This window comes from Streptomonospora salina, from assembly GCF_014204715.1.
Taxonomy (GTDB): domain Bacteria; phylum Actinomycetota; class Actinomycetes; order Streptosporangiales; family Streptosporangiaceae; genus Streptomonospora; species Streptomonospora salina.
Genome location: NZ_JACHLY010000001.1, coordinates 2,313,672 through 2,337,655, shown reverse-complemented (window position 1 = coordinate 2,337,655; position 23,984 = coordinate 2,313,672). Strand labels below are relative to the sequence as shown.

General features: G+C 70.3%; 24 protein-coding genes. 13 read left to right on the top strand and 11 right to left on the bottom strand.

The window, feature by feature from the left end; all coding sequences use genetic code 11:
* Window positions 1-350 precede the first annotated feature (350 nt).
* Window positions 351-968, bottom strand: a complete 618-nt coding sequence (locus HNR25_RS10605) for an acyl-CoA-like ligand-binding transcription factor (RefSeq protein ID WP_246463590.1) — start codon at window positions 966-968, stop codon at window positions 351-353.
* Window positions 969-1,051: 83 nt separating this feature from the next.
* On the opposite strand from HNR25_RS10605, the gene HNR25_RS10600 reads away from it, so the two are divergent.
* Window positions 1,052-1,984: a zinc-binding dehydrogenase gene (locus tag HNR25_RS10600; protein WP_184634583.1), complete on the top strand. Its 933-nt coding sequence runs from the start codon at window positions 1,052-1,054 to the stop codon at window positions 1,982-1,984.
* A gap of 90 nt (window positions 1,985-2,074) precedes the next feature.
* Here HNR25_RS10600 and HNR25_RS25345 read toward each other — a convergent pair whose 3' ends face one another.
* Both HNR25_RS25345 and HNR25_RS10590 read right to left on the bottom strand, forming a co-directional pair.
* Window positions 2,075-2,368 carry an aldo/keto reductase gene (locus HNR25_RS25345; RefSeq protein WP_312862471.1) on the bottom strand — a complete coding sequence of 98 codons (294 nt, stop codon included), beginning with the start codon at window positions 2,366-2,368 and terminating at the stop codon, window positions 2,075-2,077.
* Window positions 2,369-2,524: 156 nt separating this feature from the next.
* On the bottom strand, window positions 2,525-3,172 hold the full coding sequence (locus HNR25_RS10590) for an NAD(P)-dependent oxidoreductase (RefSeq protein WP_184634581.1): 648 nt from the start codon (window positions 3,170-3,172) through the stop codon (window positions 2,525-2,527).
* 89 nt (window positions 3,173-3,261) lie between these two features.
* On the opposite strand from HNR25_RS10590, the gene HNR25_RS10585 reads away from it, so the two are divergent.
* On the top strand, window positions 3,262-3,654 hold the full coding sequence (locus tag HNR25_RS10585) for a winged helix-turn-helix transcriptional regulator (protein ID WP_312862470.1): 393 nt from the start codon (window positions 3,262-3,264) through the stop codon (window positions 3,652-3,654).
* A gap of 323 nt (window positions 3,655-3,977) precedes the next feature.
* Here HNR25_RS10585 and HNR25_RS10580 read toward each other — a convergent pair whose 3' ends face one another.
* Both HNR25_RS10580 and HNR25_RS10575 read right to left on the bottom strand, forming a co-directional pair.
* Complete coding sequence (locus tag HNR25_RS10580; RefSeq protein ID WP_184634576.1) at window positions 3,978-5,156, bottom strand: M20 metallopeptidase family protein; 1,179 nt, start codon at window positions 5,154-5,156, stop codon at window positions 3,978-3,980.
* A gap of 18 nt (window positions 5,157-5,174) precedes the next feature.
* Window positions 5,175-5,861, bottom strand: a complete 687-nt coding sequence (locus tag HNR25_RS10575; protein WP_184634574.1) for a response regulator transcription factor — start codon at window positions 5,859-5,861, stop codon at window positions 5,175-5,177.
* A gap of 231 nt (window positions 5,862-6,092) precedes the next feature.
* Here HNR25_RS10575 and HNR25_RS10570 point away from each other — a divergent pair, with 231 nt between their 5' ends.
* The gene (locus HNR25_RS10570; protein ID WP_184634572.1) at window positions 6,093-8,336 is read left to right on the top strand and encodes an ATP-binding protein; all 2,244 of its coding nucleotides are present in this window, start codon (window positions 6,093-6,095) and stop codon (window positions 8,334-8,336) included.
* Window positions 8,337-8,463: 127 nt separating this feature from the next.
* Here the strand turns inward: HNR25_RS10570 and HNR25_RS26470 are convergent, their stop codons facing one another.
* Together HNR25_RS26470 and HNR25_RS26465 are read right to left on the bottom strand one after the other, a co-directional pair.
* A complete protein-coding gene (locus HNR25_RS26470; protein ID WP_281387491.1) occupies window positions 8,464-8,589 on the bottom strand; it encodes a hypothetical protein in 126 nt (41 codons plus the stop codon).
* A gap of 144 nt (window positions 8,590-8,733) precedes the next feature.
* Window positions 8,734-8,859, bottom strand: a complete 126-nt coding sequence (locus HNR25_RS26465) for a hypothetical protein (RefSeq protein ID WP_281387490.1) — start codon at window positions 8,857-8,859, stop codon at window positions 8,734-8,736.
* A gap of 248 nt (window positions 8,860-9,107) precedes the next feature.
* Here HNR25_RS26465 and HNR25_RS10565 point away from each other — a divergent pair, with 248 nt between their 5' ends.
* From HNR25_RS10565 to HNR25_RS10535, 7 genes are all read left to right on the top strand, one after another.
* Window positions 9,108-9,845 (top strand): Rossmann-fold NAD(P)-binding domain-containing protein, encoded by a 738-nt coding sequence (locus HNR25_RS10565; protein WP_312862468.1) that lies wholly within the window; start codon window positions 9,108-9,110, stop codon window positions 9,843-9,845.
* 22 nt (window positions 9,846-9,867) lie between these two features.
* Window positions 9,868-10,854, top strand: a complete 987-nt coding sequence (locus tag HNR25_RS10560) for a TOMM precursor leader peptide-binding protein (RefSeq protein ID WP_184634570.1) — start codon at window positions 9,868-9,870, stop codon at window positions 10,852-10,854.
* Window positions 10,851-12,218, top strand: a complete 1,368-nt coding sequence (locus tag HNR25_RS10555) for a SagD/YcaO family ATP-dependent cyclodehydratase (RefSeq protein WP_184634568.1) — start codon at window positions 10,851-10,853, stop codon at window positions 12,216-12,218. Before HNR25_RS10560 ends, HNR25_RS10555 begins: the two co-directional genes overlap by 4 nt.
* 10 nt (window positions 12,219-12,228) lie before the next feature.
* Entirely contained in the window at window positions 12,229-13,047 is an 819-nt protein-coding gene (locus HNR25_RS10550) for a SagB/ThcOx family dehydrogenase (protein ID WP_184634566.1), read from the top strand.
* 8 nt (window positions 13,048-13,055) lie between these two features.
* A complete protein-coding gene (locus HNR25_RS10545; RefSeq protein WP_184634564.1) occupies window positions 13,056-13,691 on the top strand; it encodes a CPBP family glutamic-type intramembrane protease in 636 nt (211 codons plus the stop codon).
* Between the two features lie 192 nt (window positions 13,692-13,883).
* On the top strand, window positions 13,884-15,017 hold the full coding sequence (locus HNR25_RS10540) for an acyl-CoA dehydrogenase family protein (RefSeq protein WP_184634562.1): 1,134 nt from the start codon (window positions 13,884-13,886) through the stop codon (window positions 15,015-15,017).
* A gap of 409 nt (window positions 15,018-15,426) precedes the next feature.
* Window positions 15,427-15,654: an SAM-dependent methyltransferase gene (locus tag HNR25_RS10535; RefSeq protein ID WP_184634559.1), complete on the top strand. Its 228-nt coding sequence runs from the start codon at window positions 15,427-15,429 to the stop codon at window positions 15,652-15,654.
* Window positions 15,655-15,690: 36 nt separating this feature from the next.
* Here the strand turns inward: HNR25_RS10535 and HNR25_RS10530 are convergent, their stop codons facing one another.
* Complete coding sequence (locus HNR25_RS10530) at window positions 15,691-16,416, bottom strand: SDR family oxidoreductase (RefSeq protein ID WP_184634557.1); 726 nt, start codon at window positions 16,414-16,416, stop codon at window positions 15,691-15,693.
* An 82-nt stretch (window positions 16,417-16,498) separates the two neighbouring features.
* On the opposite strand from HNR25_RS10530, the gene HNR25_RS10525 reads away from it, so the two are divergent.
* Window positions 16,499-17,377, top strand: coding sequence for a LysR family transcriptional regulator (locus HNR25_RS10525; RefSeq protein ID WP_184634555.1), 879 nt, complete (start codon window positions 16,499-16,501; stop codon window positions 17,375-17,377).
* 57 nt (window positions 17,378-17,434) lie between these two features.
* On the opposite strand, the gene HNR25_RS10520 is transcribed toward HNR25_RS10525, so the two are convergent.
* The 3 genes from HNR25_RS10520 to HNR25_RS10510 form a co-directional block, all read right to left on the bottom strand.
* Window positions 17,435-19,069 carry a right-handed parallel beta-helix repeat-containing protein gene (locus tag HNR25_RS10520; RefSeq protein ID WP_184634552.1) on the bottom strand — a complete coding sequence of 545 codons (1,635 nt, stop codon included), beginning with the start codon at window positions 19,067-19,069 and terminating at the stop codon, window positions 17,435-17,437.
* 134 nt (window positions 19,070-19,203) lie between these two features.
* Complete coding sequence (locus tag HNR25_RS10515; RefSeq protein ID WP_312862466.1) at window positions 19,204-21,858, bottom strand: right-handed parallel beta-helix repeat-containing protein; 2,655 nt, start codon at window positions 21,856-21,858, stop codon at window positions 19,204-19,206.
* A 199-nt stretch (window positions 21,859-22,057) separates the two neighbouring features.
* Window positions 22,058-22,621 carry a VanZ family protein gene (locus HNR25_RS10510; RefSeq protein WP_184634550.1) on the bottom strand — a complete coding sequence of 188 codons (564 nt, stop codon included), beginning with the start codon at window positions 22,619-22,621 and terminating at the stop codon, window positions 22,058-22,060.
* A gap of 185 nt (window positions 22,622-22,806) precedes the next feature.
* Here HNR25_RS10510 and HNR25_RS10505 point away from each other — a divergent pair, with 185 nt between their 5' ends.
* Together HNR25_RS10505 and HNR25_RS10500 are read left to right on the top strand one after the other, a co-directional pair.
* A complete protein-coding gene (locus HNR25_RS10505) occupies window positions 22,807-23,283 on the top strand; it encodes a MarR family winged helix-turn-helix transcriptional regulator (RefSeq protein WP_246463587.1) in 477 nt (158 codons plus the stop codon).
* Window positions 23,284-23,380: 97 nt separating this feature from the next.
* Entirely contained in the window at window positions 23,381-23,983 is a 603-nt protein-coding gene (locus tag HNR25_RS10500; RefSeq protein WP_184634548.1) for a DsbA family oxidoreductase, read from the top strand.
* The last annotated feature ends 1 nt before the right edge of the window (window position 23,984 follow it).

Below are 23,984 nucleotides of genomic sequence, written 5' to 3'. Positions count from 1 at the left end.
AGACCTTCATCTTGGAGCCACCACGCCAGCGTCCCGATCAGCTCGCCCGCCCACGCCCGTGCGACGAACTCCACCGGGACGCGGGGGGCCGGACTGCTGTGCACGTGCCCGGAACAGCGCCTCGGCTTCTTCGCTGGTGCGTTCGTAGAACTCGCGCAGCGGCCGGCCGCCGCCGGCGCCTTGGAGGACCACCCGGTAAACCGCTGTGTCGTTCTCGGCGTGCGGGCGACGGAAACCGTCATTCGCCGGCTGGCTCCCGTCGTCCCGAGCTGAACACGCCCGGTCGTCGCCGCGAACCTGGACTGCCCGCTGCGGGCGGTTCGCAGTCGGCGGGCCATACACCTGGCGGCTCAGACCTGCACGTGCAGGCTGCGGTCCATGGCGGCGAAGGCGCGCTGCACACACCGGGGCAGGTCGCCGGGGTCGCCTTCGGCCAGCCATTCCTCCAGCGCGCCGCGCCAGGTGGCCACCGAGAACTCGACGAGCAGCCGCGTCTCAAGGCCGTCCGGGGCACCCACCCGGCGCCTGATCTCGTCTTGGATCTCGGCGCAATGCCGCAGGGAGTGCCCGTTCAGCGCGGGCGAGCGCTCGATCAGGTCCAGGGTGGCGGAGAAGCGCGGGTACCACTCCTCGTCCATGCGGTCGAGGGTGGCCAGAATCGCGTCGCGCAGGATGTCGGCCAGCCGTCCGGACTTCTCCGTCTCGTCGAGGACCGGCAGGAAGGCGCTCCAGAACCGCTGGACAGCTGTGAACGCCACGTCCTCCTTGGAGCGGTAATAGCGGAAGAAGGTCCGCCTCGACACCTCGACCTCCTCCAGGAGCGTGTCGAGCGGCGTGTCGTCGAACCCGTGCTCGCCGAACAGCGAGACGGCGGTTTCGGCCAGGGCCTGGCGGGTGCGCAGCTTCCTGCGTTCGCGAAGCGAGGAGGGCGGGTCGGCGGTCGTCATGCACTCCAGCGTAGCGGACATGCCTTTATCGAGCGTATGCTTCACTAGAGCAAACGCCACACTATGGCACTTTTATGCACGTGTATTCAGAGGAGGCGGATTCCATGCAGGCACTCGTGGTGGACCACAACGCGTCGACGCACCTTGCGCCGGCCGAGGTGCCCGACCCGGTGCCCGCGCCGGACGAGGCATTGGTGCGGGTGGAAGCGGCCTCGCTGAACTACGGCGAGGTCAAAGGCGCCACCGATCCGCAGACGCCCGAGGGCACAGTGCTCGGCTGGGACGCGGCGGGGGTGGTGGTCAAGCCCGCGGGCGACGGCTCGGGCCCGCCCGAGGGAACCCGGGTCGTCACCCTGGGCGAGACCGGCTGGGCGGAACTGCGCGCGGTGCCGACCACCCTGCTCGGCACCGTGCCCGAGGGCTGCGACCCCGGCGCCGCCAGCACCGTTCCGGTCGCCGGACTGAGCGCGCTGCACGTATTGCGCCGCATGGGCCCGATGCTCGGCCGGCGCATCATGGTCACCGGCGCCTCCGGCGGCGTCGGGCGCTACGCGGTGCAACTCGCCGCCCGAGCAGGTGCCGACGTGGTGGCGACCAGCCGGAACCCCGCCCAGGCGGACGGTCTGCGGGCGCTGGGCGCGCACGAGGTGCACCCCGAACCGGCCGCTGTGCAGCGGCCCGTAGCCGCGGCGCTGGACAACGTCGGAGGTCGGCAGTTGGTGGACGCCTTCGCCGCAGTGGACGCCGGCGGAACGGTGGTGAGCGTGGGACGCTCGTCCGAAGCCGATGCCGTCTTCGTGCCCGAGGCGCTGCTGGGCAACGCGGGACGGCACGACAGGTCCATCCGTACGTTCTTCCTGTTCTCCGACCCGGCCGCGGACTTCTCCGCCGACCTGGCCTGGCTTTCCGCCGAGGTCGCCGCGGGCCGCCTCGACCCGGGGATCAGTTGGCGCGGCTCGTGGACCCGCTGCGAGGAGGCGGTACAGGCGCTGCTCGGCCGTCGCCTGCACGGCAAGGCGGTGCTGGACATCGGCTGACCCGGTGCCGGGGTCACGGGGTCGGGCGCCACGCAGCCGGCCGCTTCCGGCTCCTCGGCGGGAGGGAGCCGCGCGCGCTCGACGCGCGCACTAGCGGGCGGCTTCATCCGCCTCGCGGCCTCCTCGTTTGCTCGCGAAGACGCGGTTCCCCGGCCGGAAGCGAGGGATCATCGGCAAGGCGCCGCCCGCGGCGCCGCTGCCGCCGACAAGGCCCTTGGCCAGGACGCCGTACGCCGTGATGCCGATGCCCAGCTCGCGGCAGACGGGGAGGATCTCGTCTTCAACGTCACGGCTGAGCAGCGAGTACTCGATCTGCAGGGCACCGGACCGATGCCCAACTCGCGCAACAGCGGAAGGATCTCGGTCTCGAGGTCGCGGGCCCACAGCGAGTACGCGGTCTGGATCGCGGCCACGGGGGCGGACGGCACGGGCGCGGCGGATCGTATTCGGCCCCGCCCGGCCGCGCCCCCGTCGAACGCCCTGTCAGCCCGTCTGCGGAGCGCCGTACGAGATCGAGGCCGAGTGCGGCTGGAGCATGGGTCAGTGACCGAGGTTGACGTGTGCCCTGTGGTGGTCGCCTTTCTCGATGAGGTCGACGAACCCGAGGGCGTAGTCCGCGGCGGAGATCGCGCCGCCGTCCTCGGGCTGCACCGCGACGTCGTTGCCGAGCCGATAACGGCCGAGGCGTTCACCGGGCATATGTGCGCCGAACCTGCGCGGCGGGCTCACAAAGACCCAGTCGAGTGTCGTGGGCGTGGCCGGGAAGTCCTCGATGATGAGCGCCGCACCGGCGCGGATCTCGTCGCGGAACTCTTCGGGGATGTCGCTGAGGTCGCTGACGAAGCGATCCGCCCCGGGCGCGGGGCGCAGCGACGAGGCGCCGCCCACGACGAACAGGGGTACACCTGCGGTATCGGCCAGACGCGCGATGGTGCGGTAGGTGTCGCGGTAGGTGTCGGCCAGCGGGCCGCGCGGGGAGAGTGCGCCCACGACGACGTCCGCGTTCTCAACGGATGCCGAGAGTGTTGTTTCGTCGGTGGCGTCACCTTGGACGTAGGTCACGTTCGGGATCGGGGCGTCGGGGCGCGAGCGGCTCAGTGCGGTGACCTGGTGGCCGCGAGTGGCGGCTTCCGCGACGATGGCCGAACCGGCATAGCCGGTGCCGCCGATGACGGTAATGCGAGACATGAGGGTGCCCTTCGACGGGATGGATGGCGTCGGACAACGCGCAACGGTTACCGTGCGAGCGTAACTCTCCGATCGGAAGAAGGCGCTTTGTGGTAACCGCTCAGGGCGAGTCGGTGCTCCGCGGCAGTCCCTACCGCGCGGACTGCCCGACTCGCCGCATCCTGGATCGCATCGGCGACCGTTGGACGGTGCTCATCGTGGGCGCCCTCTGGGACGGTGCCGCCCGCTTCTCAGAGCTGCGCCGACGCATCGACGGCATCTCGCAGAAGATGCTCACCCAGACTCTGCGCGGGCTCGAACGGGACGGGCTCGTGTGCCGCACCGTCTACCCCGAAGTTCCGGTGCGCGTCGAGTACACGCTCACCGAGGCGGGCCGCACCCTGCGCGATCCGCTGCGCGCGCTCGAGGAATGGTCGATCGCACACCTCGGCGACGTGTCAGCGTCACAGGAAGCCTACGACCGCGGATCGACTTCCTCCTGACTCCACGCAGTAGGCGGACATACCGGTAAGGCGAGGAAGCGGCCAGGCGCCCCCACTGCCCGCTGGCGGGTGGCCGTGTCGCCCGACGCCCGTGTCTCTCCTGTATCGAGAACGCTCGTTCCAGGTCGTCGCTGCCGACGCTCCTGACGTCTTCTTGCCGGTGGGGCGGGGTCATGGGCCGCAGTCTCGCCGAGCCCGACGACGAGGACCCGGAAAGGCTGGCGATCACCCTGCGCATGACGTGGCATATGTGCGCTCGGCCCTCGACGGCGGCGGCCCCGCGCCCACGCCGCCGGCAGTAGGGATGCGGCGCGCGCTCACGCTCAGGCTGCGGCCAGGCGGCGCAGCGCCAGTTCGGCGTATAGCCGCGCTCCGTCGGCCAGAACGCCGTCGTCGTAGGCCGCCTCCGGAGAGTGATTGGGCGCGGCGGTCGCGGGATCGCGGTCCGGCGGGCACGCGCCGACCGACATATAAGCGCCCGGCACCTCGTCCAGCACGTAGGCGAAGTCCTCGGACATCGGCAGCGGGCGCGGGATCTGGACGTAGCGGTCGGCGCCGAACACCTCCTGCACCGTCGCCGCCGCGAACGCCGTCTCCTGGGGGTCGTTGCGGGTGACCGGGTAGCCGTCCTCGGGGCAGACCCGCACCTCGACCCCGTGGGCCGCGGCGGTGCCCTCGGCCAGCCGGACGATCGCGTCGCGCGCCCGGCCGCGGGCGGTCGCCGAGTAGGAGCGCACCGAGAGGACGACCTCGGCCCGGTCCGGAATCGCGTTGTCGGCCTCACCGGCGTGGACGGTCGTCACCGTAGCCAGTGCGGGGTCGAACGGGTCGACGGCGGCACCGACCGCGCTCTGCGCGGAGCCCGCGATCGCGCAGGCCGCCGGAATCGGGGAGCGTGCCATGTGCGGCATCGCGCTGTGCCCGCCGGAGCCCAGCAGGGTCAGCCGCAACGTGTCCGACGCGCCGAGGACGACACCTGGCCTGGACACGAACAGGCCGCTGGGCACGTTGGACGCGACCACGTGCAGGGCGTAGGCCGCGACAGGCCGGTCGCCGCCCGCGTCGAGCACGCCCTCGCGCACCATCAGCTCCGCGCCGCCGCACCCCTCTTCGCCGGGCTGGAACATGAGGACCACCGAGCCGGCGAACTCGGCGTCGCGTAGCAGCCGCGCCGCCCCCACGAGCATGGCCATGTGCAGGTCGTGTCCGCAGGCGTGCATCATACCGGGGTGCTGCGAAGCGAAAGGCTCCGTGCCGTGCTCGGTGACCGGAAGCGCGTCCATGTCGGCACGCAGCAGCACGACGGGCCCGGGGCGGCGGCCTTGCAGCACGGCGGTGACCGACGTCAGTTCGCTGCCCGTACGCACTTCCAGACCCAGTCCGTCGAGTTCGGTCAGGATCTGCTCCTGGGTGCGCGGGAGGTGGAGACCGGTCTCGGGGGTGTGGTGCAGTGCGCGGCGGATTCGGACCAGGTCGTTGTGGAAGGCGGTACGCGTGTGCATGGGTATCCGTTTCGCGGTTCAGGCGGGGCAGGGGGAGACGGGGAAAGGCGCGGGGTCGGCGGCGCGGACGGGCAGCGCTCCCGCAGAGATCGCGGCGGCGACGGCGGTGGTGCGGTCGTGCACGTCGAGCTTGCGGAAGACGCGGCGCCAGTAGGTCTTGACCGTGGCCTCGCTGAGGTGGAGTGCGCGGGCCGCACTGGAATTGGTCAGCCCTTCCGCAGCCAGGCGCATCACCTCCAGTTCGCGCCCGCTCAACCCGAGCCCGCCGTCGGCGGACGGTCGGCGCCGGGCCTGTGCGGGCTCGCCCGTCGTCGCGGCGATGACCGCGAGTGAGACTTCCGGCACGGTGGCGCGCCAGGAGAGCACAGCGGCGGCGCCCGTCCCGATCGACCGGTCCAGCAGTGGACCGTTTTCGCCGATCACGAGAACGGCGGTGGACTCACTCGAAGCGTCGCGGACCTGTCGGATCAGCGGCACGGTTCCGCTTTCCCACAACGGGATGATCACCACGTCCGGAGTGACACGCCGAACCGATTCGAGTATCCTCGAGGCGGTGAACTCGACTTTCACGATTTCGAGAAGACCGATTTCCGTCAGAGCGGCGATCAATCCGTTGCATACGATCGATCCGTCGTCGGCGACGAACACCCGGGTTCTGGTGTGTGCGGTATCATTGCTCTCCGGTTCGGGGTGCGCCGGTGTCATCTTCGTTTCTCCGCTTTAAACGAATGTGATTCGCTCGGTAAAAATAAAGTTAATAAGGTAACGAGGGAGCGTCCATGACGTGTCCGAAAGGCGTATGCGACCCCGCTGGGCGGTGTGCATTCCGGCGGGACTTTTTGAGGAAATCAGGTCGGGAGCGCGCCGCGCCAGTTGTTCGGGGCGGCAGCTTCGCCCGTGGCGGAAACTGCCGGTCGCTCGCAGGCGGCGAGCGACATGAATGAGGACGGGACATCGGCCTTCGGGAGGCTGCTCCTGTGGTATCGGCGTGCGACCGGGATGTCGCAGGCGGAGCTGGCCCGCGTCTCCGGCATGAGTGTGCGCGCCCTGCGGGAACTGGAGCGGGGGCGGGCCCGGGCCGCACAGCAGCGCTCGACGGAGGCGCTGGCGGAAGGACTGGGCCTGTCCGGTGACGAGCGGGAGGAGTTCCTCACCACGGCCCAGGTGTACCGCCGCCGCGGAGTGTCGCATGGGGCCGAGTTCCTGGAGACCAGCTCGCTGCCGCCGCGCGTGACGGACCTGGTCGGTCGGCGGGACGAACTGGAGCGGTTCCACGCGGAGGCCGATGCCGGCGGCGTCGTCGTGCTGGCCGGACCGCCCGGAGTGGGTAAGACCGCGCTCGCGCTCACGGCGGCCGACGAGCTGGCTGCGCGGTTTCCGGACGGGTGCCTGGCGGTGGACCTGCGCGGCATGGACGAGCAGCCGCTTCCCGCGCGGGCCGCGCTGGAGCGGCTGCTGCGCGCCCTCGACGTGCCCGCCGCCCGTGTCCCGGCGGCCGAGGCGGAGCAGTCGAGTCTGCTCCGGTCGCTGCTGCGGGGGCGCAGGGTACTGCTCCTGCTGGACAACGCCGCCGACGAGGCCCAGGTGCGCCCTCTTCTCACGGTCGGGCGGGGATGTCTGACGGTCGTCACGTGCCGGCACGCGCTTGCGGGACTGGACGGCGCGCGGTGGATGCGGCTGGAACCGCTGGAGGGCGCGGACGCCGTCGGTCTGCTGGCGGCGATCGCCGGTGCAGACCGCATCGCGGTCGAGCCGCAGGCTGCGGCGGAGCTGGCCGAACTGTGCGGGAACCTGCCGCTGGCGGTGCGGATCGTGGGCAACCGGCTGGCCACCCGACCGCGCTGGTCCCTGGACCATCAGGTGAAACTGCTGACCGACGAGCGCACCCGGCTTCGCTCCCTGGCGGCGGGCGACCTGCAGATGCGGTCGGCCTTCGAGATGTCCTACCACCGCCTGGCCCGGTCCGCGCAGGCGGTGTTCCGGCGACTGGCCGCCCTGCCCGGCGCGGACTTCGGCGCCGAGCTGGCGGCGGTGGCCACCGGGGTGCCCGCCGCCGACGTGCACGCCCACCTCGACGAGCTCGCCGACGCCAGCCTCCTGCAGACCACTTCGGTTCCCGGCCGGTTCCAGTTCCACGATCTGATCCGGATCTTCGCCGCCGAACGCCACGAAGCGGAGGAACCGCGCCAGGAGCGCGAGCGGCTGCGCGACGCGCTGCTGGACCACATCCTGGACACCGCCACCGCCGCCGCGGGGTTGTTCTTTCCGAACGTGCTGCACTCCGGCTCGTTCGCCTCGCGCGCGGCGGCTGCGGAGTGGCTGGAGCAGGAGGGGACGAACTGGGTGGCGGCACAGCGCGCGGCGGCGGGATTGGGCCGCCACCGCCAGGTGGTCGACCTGGCCGAAGCGATGCACTGGTACTCCGACAGCCGGGTCTACCAGCGGCCCTGGGAGCAGGTTTTCCGCTTGGGTGCGGAGGCGGCGCGGGCGCTCGGCAGCAGGCGTGACGAGGCGGTACTGCTCAACTTCCTCGGCTGGGCCCAGTACGTCTGCCTGGATCGGAACGAAGAAGGGCTGGCCACCCACGGCGAAGCGCTGTCGATCGCAGTCGAGGTGGGCGACCGCCACGAGCAGGCCTGGGCCCACGCCTACATGAGTATGGAGCTGCTGCGTCTGGGCAGGCCGTCGGAGGCCCTCTCGCACAGCCGGGAGGCCGCCGCGATCTCCGCCGAGTTCGAATTCTTCGATATCCAGATGTCGGCGCGCAACGGCCTCGGCAGGGTTCTGCACGCCCTGGGGCGCTACGAGGAGGCGCTGGAGGTCCACCGGGCCCTGCTCGACCACATGGACCGGTACGGGGCCGAGACGAATAAGGAGGTGCTGCGGCTGCTGGAGGGAACGACGCTGGAGAATGTCGGCAACTGCCTGGCGGGCCTGGGGGAGTGGCGGGCGGCCGGCAAGACCTACCGTGAGGCCAGGGCGCTCCAGGGCGCCGGAGGGCTGGAGCACGCCGACGCCCGCATCGCGCTGTCGGAGGGGGCGGTCTGGCGCGAGGCCGGCGAGTACGCGTGTGCGAGGGAGTGCCTGGAGTCGGCACTCGCGTCGTTCGAGGGATCGTTCGACCGGTCCAGCCGGGAGCGTGCTCTGGCGGAGCTGGCCCTGCTGCCCGAGGGCGGCTGAGCGGGACCGGCCGACCGCCGGCTCGGGGCGGGCGAGGGAGATCGCTCCCTCGCCCGCATTCTCGTCGGTCGGCCATCGAGGTGTCGCCGACTCCCCCGGAACGTCGGGTCGCGGGCGAGGACGGAGGCTAGCTACAGCAGCAGCAGCACACCAGACTGCTGCTGCTTCCGGCCACGACCGGTTCGAAGTAGACGGCTTCGTCGCCGAAGGTGGTGACCTCGACGGCGGGTACCTCGGTCAGTAGTTCGGACATCGCGTTCTCCTGTTTTCTTCGCAGAGTGAATCGGACCGTCCACGGCGCACGCGTCCGGTGGATCGAAAACTACCCGGTTTCAGTGATGCGGATGAGTCGTCCGGTCGGGCGACTTTTCCGCTTGTTCCGGAGCGGCTGGTCGAGTCAGGCGCAGCAGCAGCAACTGATGACGCTGCTGCTGCATGCGGCCGCGACCGGTTCGAAGTAGACGGCTTCGTCGCCGAAGGTGGTGACCTCGACGGCGGGTACCTCGGTCAGTAGTTCGGACATCGCGTTCTCCTGTTTTCTTCGCAGAGTGAATCGGACCGTCCGCGACGCACGCGTCCGGCGGGTGAAAAACTACCCGATTTCTCCGTGTCGGTTAGGTCGCCTGAAGGGGCGACACGTCATCCGAACAGGTGACACCGTATCGCCGATGAATGCCTTGCCCGGGACCTGCTCATTTTGGGAAAATGAGGCAATCGGTGTGGCATGGGAAGAGTGGTTACGTGAGCGCGCAGAATACAAGGGTGTTTCCGGTGGGATTGCGGGAGTCCGTTCGCGGGGGACTGCTCGACGCCGTCGCGGCGTCGACGCGTCTCGAACTCGCGCCCGACGCTGACGAGGCCGACCTCATCGTCGTGGACGTGTGTTCTTACGCTGCCATGGATCCGCTGGTGAACCGTCGCGCCCTGCCGCTGGTCGTCCTCTCGCTGCTCGCCGCCGACCGGGGGCCGAGCGGGTCTTTCGCCGCAGAAGTCGCCGCGCGGGAGTCCGCCGTCGTCGAGACGGCCGAGCGGTGGTGCGTGCTGCGGTGCGCCGCGTTCGGCGAGGAGCTCGCCTGGAACACCCGATACGCGATGGACGGGCAGCTCCCGACAGCGTGGCAGCCGGAGGGCGCTCCATGGGTGGGCGTCGCCGACGTGGTCGAGCTGATCGGTGAACTGGCGTCCCTGCCGGACCGGTGGAACGCGGCCTACGACGTGACCGGTCCGGCCACGGTTCCGATGCGGGAAGCCTGCGATCTGCTGCACGGCCTGTACGGCCGCTCCCTGCTGTACGTACGGCTGGACGAGGACGTGTTCGCCTCCAGCATGGAGCAGGCCGGGTTCGCTCCCGTCTTCGCCGCACGTCGCGCCGGTTACATGGTGTGGACCACGTCCGAGCAGTGCCGATCGGTCTCGCCGGTGCTGGCCCAGGCGCTCGGCCGCCCGCCGACGCCCTTGTCCGACTACCTCGTCCGATACGCCCGGTACAGCCTCGACGCGGCCGGCTAGAACTCTGGGGAGACGCCAACCCATGACAACGATCGAAACCAGCAAGCGGAGTTGGCTGGTGAACACGGAGGCGCGGGTGCTGGCCAGTGGCCAGGACATACTGGTGCGGCACGGCGGAGTGGTGTCCCGATGCTCGGCTCCGGGCATCCGCCGATTCGTCGTCTCCCTGCTCGACCAGTCGGTCGACGGCCGTATCGACCTCGACCCCGCTGAGACGGGGCAAACCCGACTGGCGCAGTTCGAGACGCTGATGGCCCAGCTCGTGGCCGCCGGCCTGTTCGTCGAGGCGACCCCGGACGCCGAAGACCCCGGAGCCGACGACGATCCGGTCGTGCTGGGGGTGTGGCAGCGCGGGGGCGGTGCGGTCGACCGGACGGAGATCTCGGCGCGTCTGCGAACCCGTCCCGTCCGGCTACTGGGCTCGGGCAGTCTGGTCGATGATCTGCGCACGGCGCTGACCGCCGCGAGCGTGACGATCGCGGACGACGACCCGACCGCCCCCGCCGTGGTCGTGGGCCGGCACGAACAGGACTCGCTGCTGACGGAGTGGAACGCTGACCGGCTCGCCGACGGCATGGGCGTGCCCTGGCTGGCGGTGGTGCCCTTCACCGGCGGGCAGGCGATCGTCGGTCCCTGGATCGTTCCCGGCGAGTCGGCCTGCTACGAGTGCTACCTGCTGCGCCGGGCGTCGAACTTCGGATCGCAAGAGATGTCGTCGGTGCTGGCGGAGGCCGAACCGGTGGGACCGGTGTTCGACGGCTCCGCGCGCTACCCGGGGCTGCGGATGGTCCAGACCGGCCTCATCGTGGACCGGATCGTCGAACGCGTCGGCTTGGAGGAACGGGCGGGGCAGTCCGTTCCCGGCGAACTGACGACGATCTCGCTGCGCTACGACGCGATCGACGTGGAGCGCCACCGCCTGCTGCGGGTGCCCCGGTGTCCGCGCTGCTCGCCGTCCGCCGGGATCGGCTACCCGCAGGTCTGGTTCGCGAAGGAGGCCGGACAGTGACCACCGCACTCGCCGAGCCGGCACCCGCCGGCGCCGTCCCGTGGACATCGACGGCGGAGGCCGAGCGAATCATGTCCGCGTTCACTTCACCGGTGGTCGGCATCGTCCGCCGCGTGTTCGAGCGTACGCGGGACACCTACGACCTGTACGCGTACTCGTGGGGCAGCGAGGCGTGCGACTCCGAGAAGGTGCTGGGAACACCGTGCAACAAGGTCAACGGCGGCGGAGGGCCGTCGCATGAGGGGGCGCGGCTCGCGGCCATCGGCGAGACCGTGGAACGCTACAGCGGCGCCTACGTGCCGTTCGACCGCCTGGAGTACGGAACCCGGGCGGAACTGACACGACGGGGGCTCGACTGCCTGTCGCCTCGGCAGTACAAGCCGTTCGCGGAATGGCAGTACGAGCAGTCCAACGCGGCCCACGTCCGCTTCACCGAGTCGACCTGGCTGCCGTGGGTGCAGAGCCGGAGGCTGAGCGACGGAGCGCTGGTCTGGATTCCCGCTCACCCGGTGTACCTGCGTTCGGACCTCATGCACGTGAACCCGATCGGGTTCGCTACCAGCAACGGGCTGGCCTACGGCAACACCGCAGACGAGGCGCTGGTGAGCGCACTTCTGGAACTGGTGGAGCGCGACGCCGTCATGATCTCGTGGTACAAGCGGCTGTCGAGACCGCTGATCGACATCGAGTCGGACCCGCGGGTAGCCGCCTACATCGCCAAACACGTCACTCCCACCGGATGCTCCGTGTCGCTGGTCGACCTCAGCGTCTTCAGCGGGATCGCCGTGGTCCTCGCCGTCGTCCGCAACGACCTTCCCGGCGCCGTCCCCCTGGGGCTCGGCGGGGCGGCGAGCCACTCCCCGGCCGCAGCCGCCACCAAGGCGGTCGCCGAAGCGGTCAGCACCAGGTCGTGGGCGGTCGCGAAGCGCCGCGCCGGTGAATACGTGGACCCCGAGTCCGACTTCGACCAGACCCTGCGGACCTTCGACGACCAGATCACCCTGCACGCGCGCGGCGCCTTCGTCGAGGAGACGCGGTTCCTCGACTCCTCCACCGAGCGCTCCACGACGGACACCATGCCGGTTCACCCGTCCGGAAGTCCGGGCGAGCTGCGCGACGCGCTGATCTCGCGGCTGGCCGCGGACGGAATCGACCTCTACGCGGTGGATCTGACCAGCCCGGACGTCCGGGAGGCCGGCGGCCACGTGGTCAAGGTGTTCTCCCCGCAGATGCAGCCCCTCGACACCGGCTACCGCAGGCGCTACCTGGGCGGCGAGCGGATGCACAGCCGCCCCGTCGAGCTGGGCCTGCTGGAGCCGGGGTCCGAGGGCGCCGTCAACCCGATACCGCACCCGTTCCCGTGAAGGAGCCGCTATGACCGAGGTCGATACCTCGAACCTGGTCGACGTCGTCTACCAGTCAGGGGTGCCCGGTATCGGCGACCCCGCCGAGGACTACTTCGAGGCGTCCAAGATCTATCCGAGCAGCCTCCCCCGGGACCTCCCCGGCATCATGCGGCTGGAGCGCTCTGAGGACATGCGGCGGATGACCGAGCGTTCCACGCGCAGATACGAGGACAGGCCCATCGTGCCGCTGCCGGAGGCCGAACCGGTGACCGCGTCGCTGGCGTCGGCGCTGGCTGAGCGGCGCAGCGCCGACGCCTTCTCCGACGGCGAGGTCCCGCTCCCGGTGCTCGCGAGCCTGCTCGTGCGCTCCTACGGCGTCTCCGGGGCGCTGGGCGGGCACGCGTTGCGGCCCACCCCCTCGGGCGGCGCGCTGTACCCGCTGGACGTCTACGTGGTCCCGCGCCGGGTCGGTTCGCTGCGTTGCGGCGGGCGCTACCACTTCGACCCGTTCCGGACCGAGTTGACCGACGCGGGCGACGTCGACACGGAGGCCGTACACGATGCGCTGAACGCGTCGAACATCGAGGGGTCGGCGGCGCTGACCGTCCTGGTCTCGGCCTCGTTCTGGCGGTCACGCTTCAAGTACGGCCAGCGCTCGCTCCGGTTCGTGCTGCTGGAGGCGGGGCACCTGGTGCAGAACCTGTTGCTGCTCGCCGCCGGGCACGGCCTGGCCGCCCGGCCCATCGGCGGATTCTACGACGCCCCGCTCACCGAGGCGATGGTGGACCACAACGGGGTGGACGACGCCCCGGTCTACGCGGTGCTGATCGGCCCGCCCGCCGACTGATGGGGGTCGTGCTGGCAGCGCTCCATCTGGCCGTGCCCTGGGTGCTGCGCAGGCCCCGGGGACGCGACCCGCTCCGCCGGCTCGCGCGCGCCGCGCGGGCACGGGCGGAGCGGGTGTATCCGGCCGCCACGATCGGGCTCGGCTTTCTGGCGCTGCTGTTCACCGACACCGGCTTCCCGGAGCTGGGCAGCCCGTGGCCGCTCCTGGTTGCCGGTGCCGCGGCCGGGGTCGGGTTCCCGCTGCTGATGGCCGCGGTGGTGCACCGCCCGCGGCGCATCGCCCGTTTCCCCGCCCGGGCCGCGGGAACGGCGCTGTGCGCCGCCGCCGAGGAGGCGCTGTGGCGGCTCGCCGCCCTGGGCGGGCTGGTGCACTCCGGGCTGCCCCTCCCGCTCGCGGCCGCACTGTCGCTTGCGGGGTTCGCCCTGCTGCACGTGCCGCGCAACGGGTGGCGCGTCGTGTACTACCAGCTTCTGTTCGGTGCCGTGCTGACGGCGCTGGCGCTGATCGGCGGGGTGGTAGCCGCCGCCCTGTGCCACGCCGCGCACAACCTCGTCCTGGGCGCCACCTCCCGGCGCCCGCGCCGTCCGGCCGCGGCCGTGCCGAACGGACTGCCACCTAGCCGGGCCTGGGGTTCGCCAACGTGACCCGGCCCTGAAGGGCCGGGGTCCTCGCTGGATCCTGCTGAAACCGAACCGCGGCCGTCGGCGACGGGGCCCGGGGCACCGCCCGGCGGTGCGGACGGTGCCCACCGGTGCCCGACCGAGGGGCCCGATGGGCACCGGTGTCCACCGAAGAGGCGACTGGGCACTCCCGGCGCGCTGCGGTTCGATCGGCCCATGTCCGACAAGATCATGGAGTCAGCTCGCAGCGTCGCCGACGTCGCCCGGATACACGCCCGCGAGAGCGAGGAGGCGGGCCTGCTCGCCTCCCCGGTGGTGGACGCGCTGTCCGGAACCGAACTGCTGCGCATGGGCATGCCGAGCCGTATGGGCGGACCGGAGCTCGACCCGGTGAACAGCGCCGAAGCGATCATGGCGGTAGCCGAGGGTGATGCGAGCGCCGCGTGGTACCCGTGCACGTCGTCCACGCACTCGATCTACGCCCACTACCTGCCCGAGGCCGGAGCTCGGGAGATCTTCGACGGCACGGCACCGGTCGCCTGCGTCGAGATGCCGGGCGGCTCCGCGCACTTCACCGACGGCGGGCTGGTCATGGACTCCGGCCGCTGGCCCTGGGGATCGGCGGCCCCGCACGCGGACTGGACGGGCGTGAACACGGTCGTCGACGGGCGCGCCCTGGTCGCGTTCCTGTCCGCCTCGGACATCCTCGTCGAGGACGACTGGGACGCCCTCGGCCTGCGCGCGACCGCATCCGGCCATTTCTCGGTCCGGCCGGGCGCCTTCGTCCCCGAGCACCGCCTGGTGGACATGACCCGGCCCGCGCCGCGGGAGGAGTCACCGCTGTCGGTGTTCCCGCTGAACGCCTACGTCTCCTTCGCCTACCCCGCTGTGGCCCTGGGCAACGCCGCGGGCGCGATCGCCGATCTGCTCGCCCTCGCCGAGGGCGGGACCTCGCTCGGCCAGCCCAGCTCCCTGGCCGAGTCACCGCTGGCGCATACCGAACTGGCCCGTGCGGAGGCTCGGATGCACGCCGCTCGCGCGTTCCTGCTAGAGACGCTGGAGGATCTGTGGCGCCCAGCGCTCGACGGCGCGACGGCCGACACCCTCACCCGGTCGCGTGCTCGGCTGGCCATGAGCCACGCGACGGCCGAAGCCGCTGCGGCCGTGGACACCGTCTACACCCTCGGCGGCGGTGCGGCCGTGAACACGACCAGCCCATTGCAGCGCCGCCTGCGCGACGCCCACACCATCACCCAGCACGTCCAGGTCACCGCCCGCGCCTACCCTTTGTACGGTAAGCTCCGCTTCGGCGGCACTCTCGACGTCGCGTCCTTGCGCCACGCCATCTGACGCGCCGCGGCCCGACTCGGTATGGAACCGCCCCGGGAGGTCGGCGATACCGCAGGGGCGGGCCGTGCGTATCGGGTCGAACGCCCCGGACGGCGCCGACCACGTCAGGTTGGGCCGGTGCACTGACTACGGTTTCAGGATCTTCAGCACGGCGCCGACCCTCGTCTCGGGGCTTCGACGACCTCCGGACCGCGTCCAGCGGCACGGACGCGTATCCGTCATCGCGGCGGACCTTGCGAAACGGTTCCGACTCCATGCGCCGCTGCAGGGCCGCCTGGAACCCGCCGGATCCGCGGTCGTCCTCGTGGAGTATCAGCCGGAACGGGGCCGGCCCCACGTCGGTGAACTTGCCCCGGCCCCGACCTGAACCCGGTGTCCGGGCTGACCATCGGCAGATACCGATACGCTCATGGCCTCGACACCAGGTCTCCGTGCATCGGCACGTCCCTGCGCCGCGACGATCCGAGGAACCGCGCGCCGTGACATCCCCGCAGACATCGCCGCCTTCTTCGACGGTCCCGCTCCGGTGGAGCCGGGCATCGTCTCCGCCGACCTGTGGCGACCCGACGACCGGATCGAAGCGGGCAGCGACGCCCGTGCCCACATCCACACGGGCGTCGCGCGCAAAGTGCAGTGACCGGGAGGTCCGCGGCGTCCCTCCCGTCCGTCCGGATTACCAGGGGACGGCACCCTCGTCGTCGAAGAAGCCGCCGCGCGGTCCGTCATCCGGCAGGGTGGCGAGCCGGATCGCGATCGCGGCCCCCTGCTCGGCTGTCCTCGGCGCGTTGAAGCCGGTGAAGTCGGTCGCGACGTAGCCGGGACAGGCGGCGTTGACCATGACGTTCGTGTCGGCGAGTCGGCGGGCGTACTGTGCCGTGACGCTGTTGAGCATCGACTTCGACGTCGCGTACGCGGCGATGGGCGGGCCGGCCTGCAGCGTCAGCGAGCCCATGTTGCTCGACATGTTGACGATGCGCGGCGAGCTCGCGCGGTGGAGCAGCGGGAGCATCGCGTTGGTGACCCGGACGACCCCGAACACGTTCGTTTCCAGGACGGTGCGCACGACGTCGAGGTCGAGCGTCGTCGGATCCTGCGCGCCACCGTCGGTCCGGCCGGAGATGCCCGCGTTGTTGACGAGCACGTCGAGCCGTCCTGCCGTCTGCTCGACGGTCGCCGCTGCCGCGGCGGCGCTGTCGTCGGAGGTGACGTCGAGGGCGACCCCGAACGCGTCGACGTCTGCGGCCCGCAGACGCGCGACGGCCTCATCGCGCCTTGCCTCGTCGCGCGCGCCTACGGCGACCGTGAAGCCGATCGCCCCGAGCCCTTGTGCGATAGCGAAACCGATTCCCTTGTTTGCGCCGGTGACCAGCGCGATCTTCGTGTCGTTCACGCCTTCCATGCTGGGTGGGCCGCGCGCTCGGCGTCCAAGACCGATGCAGCACCCCGTGATACTCGCCCGGTATCAAGAGTAGACTGAATCCGTGGACGATCTCGAGACCCGTGAACTCCGCTACTTCGTCGCCGTCGCCGAGGAACTGCACTTCGCACGTGCAGCCGAACGGCTCGGGATCGCGCAACCGCCGCTGTCACGCGCGATCCGCCAGCTGGAACGGAGGCTCGGCGTCCGGCTCTTCGACCGGGACCGCCGTGGAGCAGCGCTCACCGACGCCGGCAGGGTCCTGCTCCGCGAGGCCCGAGTGGCCCTCGATACGGTCGCGGCCGCTGCGCACAGGACGCGGCGCGCCGGGGACCTGAAACGGCCGCTCGTGCTCGTCACGAAAGCCGGAGCGTCCTACGAGCTGCTGCAACGCCTCCTCGACACGTGTGCGAGCGAACCCGGTGCGCCGCCGATCGAAGTCCTGCTGTGCGAGGTCGGCGAACAGGCGGGGCTACTGCGCGACGGGCGCGCCGACGTGGCGATCATGCACCGGCCGTTCGACGACCTCGCCGGGTTCGACACCGAGGACCTCTGCGTCGAAGGCCAGGTCGCGCTCCTTCCCGCGGGCCATCCGCTCGCATCACGCAGTCAGCTCACACTGGCGGAGGTCCGCGACGTGCCGGACCTGCCGATGGCGCGATGGCCCCGGCTCGACGGGTCCTACCCGGACGGGCCCGGGCCGGAGGTGCACACCCAGTCGCAGCTCGCTCAGCTCGTGGCCCTCGGCAAGACACTGCTCGTCATTCCCGCCTCCAGCCGTTCCTGGCAGTGGCCCGCTCACGTCGCCGTGCCCGTCGTCGACGCACCGGAGGTCACCACGGTGGTCGCATGGCCCTCCAGCAGTCGCTCACCGGCCGTCGCATCACTCGTCCGCTCAGCGGCCGGGCTCCGCAGCACTGCGCTTCTTGCGCCTGCGGACTGAGAGCGCCGGCCCGCCGGGGCTTCCCGGGATCTCGGTTCCAGTCGCGGTCCCGGCTGGTCACGCCTCGCCGGAGGAGAGCTCCAGGTAATCGATGTTGGGCAGGCCGTCGGAGCCGGTGGCCACGAGCCGGACGGTATTGCTGCCAGAGTCCACCTGCACCGGGATCGTCGCTGTTGTCCAGCTCTCCCATGCGCCCGCCGCCGCGAACGAGGCCGACTCCGCGGTGGAGCCGTTCACCACCACCTCCGCCGACCGGCTGCCCGAACCGCCGTTGGCGTACCCGATCACGAGAGTGACCGTTGCCGGGCTGTCGGCGTCCACCGTGAACTGCGCCGCCGCACCGGTGACGTTGTCGGTGTTGCAGAATCCGCTGCCGGAGTACCCGGAGTGGTCGGCGTCGATGGAGCCGTCGCAGGTGGCCGGCGCGTGCTCCGCCTCATAGCGCCCGGGAACCGGTTCGCCTCCACCGCCGTCGTCGCTGAAGTCGGCGCCGAGGTTCGCGTGGTCGCGCGGGCGCAGGAACTCCGTGGCCGGGATCGATCCGTCTGCGGTGCGCGGGCCGTTGATGTCCGACGTCGAGGTGCTGACCAGGTCGGCGTCGCTCCAATCGTCCTTGAGATCCCATGAGTTGCCGCTGCCGTCCGAGGAACCGAGGTTGACGCCGGTCCCGTTGGCCACCGACAGATTCCGGTTCAGCGTCGAGGCCGACCGGTTGAACACGAACCCGCTGCCGCCGTTGGCCCAGGCGGTGTTGTTCTCCAAACGCAGCGAGCCGGGATTGCCGTTGTCGATGAATCCGCCCGCGGCGTTGTCGAAGGCGATGCTGTCGGTCACGACGTGGTTCGCTGCGCCGCGTCCGAGTTTGAAGCCGTTGCCGTCGCCTTCCCATCCGGGGAAACCCCAGCGGTCGACGCCGTTTCCCCAGGCGACGGAGTCCTCGATGCGGATCGGGGTAAGGAAGTCCCAGGAGTCGAAACCGTCGTCGGCGTTGTTCCACATCCTGGCGCCGATCACGATGTTGCCCGAGCCGGCTCCCTGCTTGATGGCCAGGCCGTCGGCGCTCTCGCCGTTCTTGCGCGGGTCGCGGTTGCCGTAGCTGTCGAGGCGGATGACCCGGTTGTCGCTGGAGTCGAGCACGAGGTGCAGCCCGGTCTCGTAGTTGTCGCGGGTCACCAGGTCCTTGTAGACGTTGTTGCTGGACTCGATGGCGAAGATCCCATAAGGGCCGTTGACGATCTCCAGGTCCTCGAAGCGCCACCAGTCGCCGCTGACGTGGATCGCGCCGCGCTCGATGCGCGGATAGGACTCGCCGACCGGGGCGGGGGTATGGGGCATGTTCGCACCGTCGATGACAACGTGCTCGCCGTTGTAGGCGCGCATGGTGATCGGCTGCGAGCGGGTGCCGTCCTTCTCGATCCGGACGTTGACGCCCGGGTCGTAGGTGCCGCCGCGTATCCGGATCACGGTGCCGGGCTCGGCCAGATCGACGGCGCGCTGGATGGTGCGCACGGGGGCCGCGACGGTGCCGGGGCCGGAGTCGCTGCCGTCGGTCGCGACGGTGAGCGTAGGATCGTGGGCGGCGGCGGGCTGCGCCGGCGCGACCGCCGCGAACGGAACGAGCACCGCCACCGCCAAGGCGAGTCGCAGCGCTCCCAACGGTTTGCCGCGGGTTCGAAGACTGCTGAACCGCATGATCGATAGAACCTCTCGTGATATCGCCGGAGGAGTGACCCGCGGCCCGGCACCGACGCCTGGAACGGCCGGCCCGCCCCGTCGGGACGGACCGGCCGGCATCCGGTCGGCTGCGGTGCTGCCGGCCGGATCGGTTACAGGTCGGCCTCGTCGCCGCCGAAGGTCACGCCGAGGCGGCCGTCCGCGTCGAAGGACCAGTCCAGGTCGCCGCTGTAGGAGGCGCATCGGGACCCGTTGGAGCCGGACCAGAACTGGTTCGAGCCGTCAGCGTCGCCGATGATCCTGTCGTTCGATCCGCCGTCGCACGAGGTGTTGTTCCGGAACACCGCGGAGCCGCCGTCGAAGCTGAAGTTGCGCTCCGCATTGCCGATGCTGACGTTGTCCGAGACCGTCATCGAGCCGGTGTTCCTGTTGTAGGTGACCCCGTGCTTGCCGTTGTCGTAGGCGATGTTGCCCCGGATGACGTGGTCGACCCCGATGTCCTCGCCGCCGAGCTTGTAGCCGTTGCGGTCGCCGTCGCCGGCCTGGGAGCCGTCGCTGAGGGTCCCGTTCTCGAAGGCGAGGGAGTCCTCGATGGTGACGGCGCCGATGGCTCCCGTGTCGTCCTTGGTGTAGAGGTCGTAGCCGTCGTCGATGTTGTTGTGGGCCACGGTGTCGCGGAGGACGTTGCCCTCCCCGACGGTGAGCTTCGGGGCGAAGCCGTCGGCGTCCTCGCCGTCGGAGTCGGCGTTGTCGTGCGACACCGAGCTGATGACCAGGTTGTTCGAGGGCCACTCCGCCCGGGGAGCGCCGGCGGTGTACCGCGACAGTTGCAGCCCGGTGTCGCGGTTGTGCCGGGTGGTCACCCGCTCGACGATGTTGTCGTCACCGCCCAGCAGGACTCCGTTGTCCCCGGCCCTTTCGACGATGATGCCGTTGATGTGCCACCAGTCGCCGCCGATGGCGAGTCCCCGGTTGGACGAGTCCTCGCTCTGGGCCGAGAAATTCAGCACGGGAGTCTCACCGGGGTAGGCGAACAGTTCGTTGCGGTCGCTCGACAGGCCGTCGTTCCCCGGCTCGATGCGCACCGTCTCGGCGAAGTCATAGGTACCGCCGCGCATGTGGATCGACCCGCCGGGCTCGATCCGGTCGATCGCCGAGGCGAGCGTCGTCGGGTCGGACTCGGTGCCGGAGGCGCCGTCGCTACCGCCCGGAGCCACGAAGAACTCGTCACCCGACGGCGGCGGGGTGTCGCCTCCGCCGTCCGGAGGCGCGTCGGCATAGGTCTCGAACTCGGCGACGCGCGGTGTGCCGTTCGAGCCGGTGACCTCGAAGTCGATCTTTCGCAGCGTCGTCGAGTCGAAGGTGATGACACCCGCTCCGCTGCCGGTGGCCAGGACGGCGCCAGTGTCGTGGTCGACGACCCGCCAGGAGCCGATGTTGCCTTCGGCCCCGGACGCCTCGCGGATGTTGATCGTGGACACCGCGGGGTCGGAGCCCCACTTGACCGAAATGCGACCGGTCGAGCCGCTCGGCGACCAGTAGGTGCTCATGTCGCCGTCGACGACGTTTCCGTAACTGGTCCCGCCGGCCTTGCTGGAGCCGTCGGCGCCGGCCCCGATGCTGAGGTTGGTCCCGTCGGGAGGATCGGTCGGCTCCGGATCGCCCGGGTCCGGGTCGCCCGGCTCCGGGCCGCCCGGCTCCTCCGCTTCGCAGTTGCCGTCCGAGATCCGATTGCCCTGGCCCGCGCCCGCGGTCTGGTCCAGCACTTCCGGCACGCATCCGGAGTCGTCGAGCTCGTAGGAGTACGGAATGCTCACCGTCGTGGTGGACTGCGGGTCGGGGCCGGCGGGGTAGTTCTCGTCGCCCTCGCCGGACCAGGTCACGTTGTCGAAGACGTTGCCGCTGACCTCCCAGGAGCCCCTCTCATTGGTGTAGAAGGTGCCCAGGACGTCCTTGGAGTCCTCGAAGTAGTTGTTCTCCACCTTCGCGCTCGCCCCGGCCCGGGAGTTGATGCCGGATTTGTGAAGGTCCACGTAGTGGTTGTTGTACACGTGCGCGGCGGCGCCACGCAGCAGAGGGGTCCGGGAGTCGATGTTCTCGTACAGATTGTGGTGGTGCGTGATGAAGTCGTTGGAGCGGTCGCTCTCGCTGGATCCGACCAGGCCGCCGCGGCCGGAGTTGCGCAGGGTGCTGTAGGAGAGGGTGACGTACCGGGTGTTGTTCTTCACGTCGACGAGGCCGTCGTAGCCCTCCGACTCCCCGCCCGACGCCTCCAGGGTGACGTGGTCGACCCAGACGTTGCGGACGTCCTTCTCCATCCCGATGGCGTCACCGCCGTTGGACGTGGGCGAGCCGGACTTCTTGACGTTCTGGACGGTCACGTTCTGGATGACGATGTTGCTGGACTCCCGGACATGGATGCCCAGCTGGTCGAATACGGCTCCGCCGCCGACGCCGACGATCGTGACGTTGCTGATCCTCTTGAGCTCGATCACGTCGTCGGTGGTGTCGCAGCCGTCGCCCGACACCTTGGAGGTGTTGCCGTGGTCGATGGTCCCTTCCACCTCGATGACGACCGGAGTGCTGGTGCTGGGCCGATCGCACAGCGCCTCGTGGATCTGGGTTCCGGTCGTGGCCCGGACCGTCTGTCCGCCCGCGCCGCCGGTGGTCCCGCCGTTCTGAGTCGCATAACCCGTCGCGCTACCGGTCTGCGCCGATGCCGGGGACGTCGGCAGGGCCAGACCAGCCGCCATTACGGCCGCAGCGGCCAGCGTCGATACGAGTCGACGCGTCGTTGATCGTCTCACTGCTTACCCTTCGTAGTAGAGCATGAGCGTGGGGAAGCGCTTTCCTAGAGACTAGAGAAAGCGCTTTCCATGTCAAGGGGGAGTAAGGGTCCGGTCTGAGTTCGGATCACGGAGCGGCTGGCAGGCTGCGTAGTCGGAGGACGGATCCGCGCAGGTGGAGTCCGGCGGAGTCGCTCTCGGGCGCCGACGATCCCGTTGGTTACCGCGCCGGAGTCCTTTTTCCGGCCGCGCCGGCTGACGCGCGTTGCCGCTCGCGGCGCCACCATGGCCGGGTCAGCGCGGCGCCTGCCAGCGCTCCGGCGGTGTTGAGGAGAACGTCGTCGATCGAGGCGACGTGGCCGGCGGCCACCGTGTGCTGCAGGGTCTCCACGGTTGCCGACAGCGCCGCGGCCGCTCCGGCCACCCGGTACCAGCGGGCCAGGCGCCTGCCGAAGGCCAGCGGCAGGAGTGCGCCCAGCGGCATGAACAGCGCGATGTTGCCCCCGGACTGGTACAGCGCGGTGGCGCTGAGGCCGGTGGCGAACATGTCGCTGAAGGGCACCAGCACCAGCCCGCCGTGGGTTCCCGGGGTGGCCAGGGTCGCCGAATACACCGGCAGCAGCGCGAACACGGCCAGCACATCGGCCGCGGACGCCGCCACGGCCCCCGCGGCGGGTCGGCCCTGCCGGATGCGCCACATCGCCAGTGCGGCGACGATCAGCACGACCGCGGGCAGGAGGACGACGACCAGCTCGGCGACGGGGCGCAGCGTGGAGGTTCCCATGCGGCCGACTCCACCACACGCCGGAAGCGGCGGTGTGCGACGGCTCCGGAAACCGCCCCGGCGCATCCCGATCTGACCGAGCGCGAGGATGCGGTTGCCGGCCCTGCTTTCGTCGACCACCGAGCACCGGCGGAGCCCACGACGGGCATCGCACGGGTGAGGCCGTCCATGCTAGTGTTACTTGCATGTACATGGAACCAGTGCCGGAAGGGGAGTCGGCGGTCCGCAGTCTGAGCGCGGCTTGGTCCGAGGCGACGGCGTTCGTCACCGCAATGGACGCAACGCTGAGTCGATGGCTGATGGAGACATATGGCATCGGCCTTGCCGACTACCGGGCGATGCTTCATCTGAGCACGGCGTCGGATCGGGAGTTGCGGCTCAACGACCTCGCTCGCAAGGTGGGCCTGAACCAGAGTTCCGTAACCCGGCTGGTGGAGCGGCTGGAACGCAAGGAACTGATCTTTCGCGACACCTGCCCGGACGACGGCCGGGGCGTCTACGCGGTGATCACCGATCGAGGCGTGGGCACCGTCGACGCGATCCGCGACCCCTACGAGGGGAAGATCCGCGAGCTGCTGCAGAGCGCGACCGAGGAGTACCCTGACCTCGGTCGCGGCGACCTCGGCCGAGCGTTCGAGGTCATCGGTTCACTTATCCGCTGAACAGTCCGCGTGGCGTGCCGACGCGTGCAGGCCCTCTGTACCCAACTAGTTGCATGTACATATAAATACTGTGGAACGAGAGGAGTGAAGGAGAGGGATGACAACCAGAGTCGACGTGTTCGTGGACTACGTATGCCCGTTCTGCTTCCTCGCGGAGGACGCCGTCGGGGAACTCCGGCGACGACGCGACGTGGAGATCGACATACGCCCCTTCGAGTTGAGGCCGGATCCGGTTCCCACACTCAGGCCCGAGGACGACTATCTGCCCGGAGTGTGGAACACATCCGTCTACCCGATGGCGCGGCGGATCGGTGTGGACCTATCGCTACCGACGGTCTCCCCGCAGCCGCGCAGCGACAAGGCGTTCATGGTCCTGCAACTGGCCGCGGAACACGGTGTGCCCGAGGCGTACTCCGGCGCGATGTTCCGCGCCTTCTTCCAGCAGGACCGCAATATCGGCGACGACGAGGTCATCATCGACGTCGCCGAGTCCGTGGGACTGGACCGCGGCGACGTCGTCTCGGCCCTCGCCAGTGAGGATCGGCGCCGGCGCCGGCGTGGGGACCAGGAGTACGCCGTAGGCACCGTCGGGATCTCCGCGGTCCCCGGTTTCCGGGTCGACGGGCGGATCGCCGCCGGTGTGCCGGACGCGGATCGCCTCACGCAGCTGGTCGACGCGGCCGTGTCCCAGGAGGCATGAC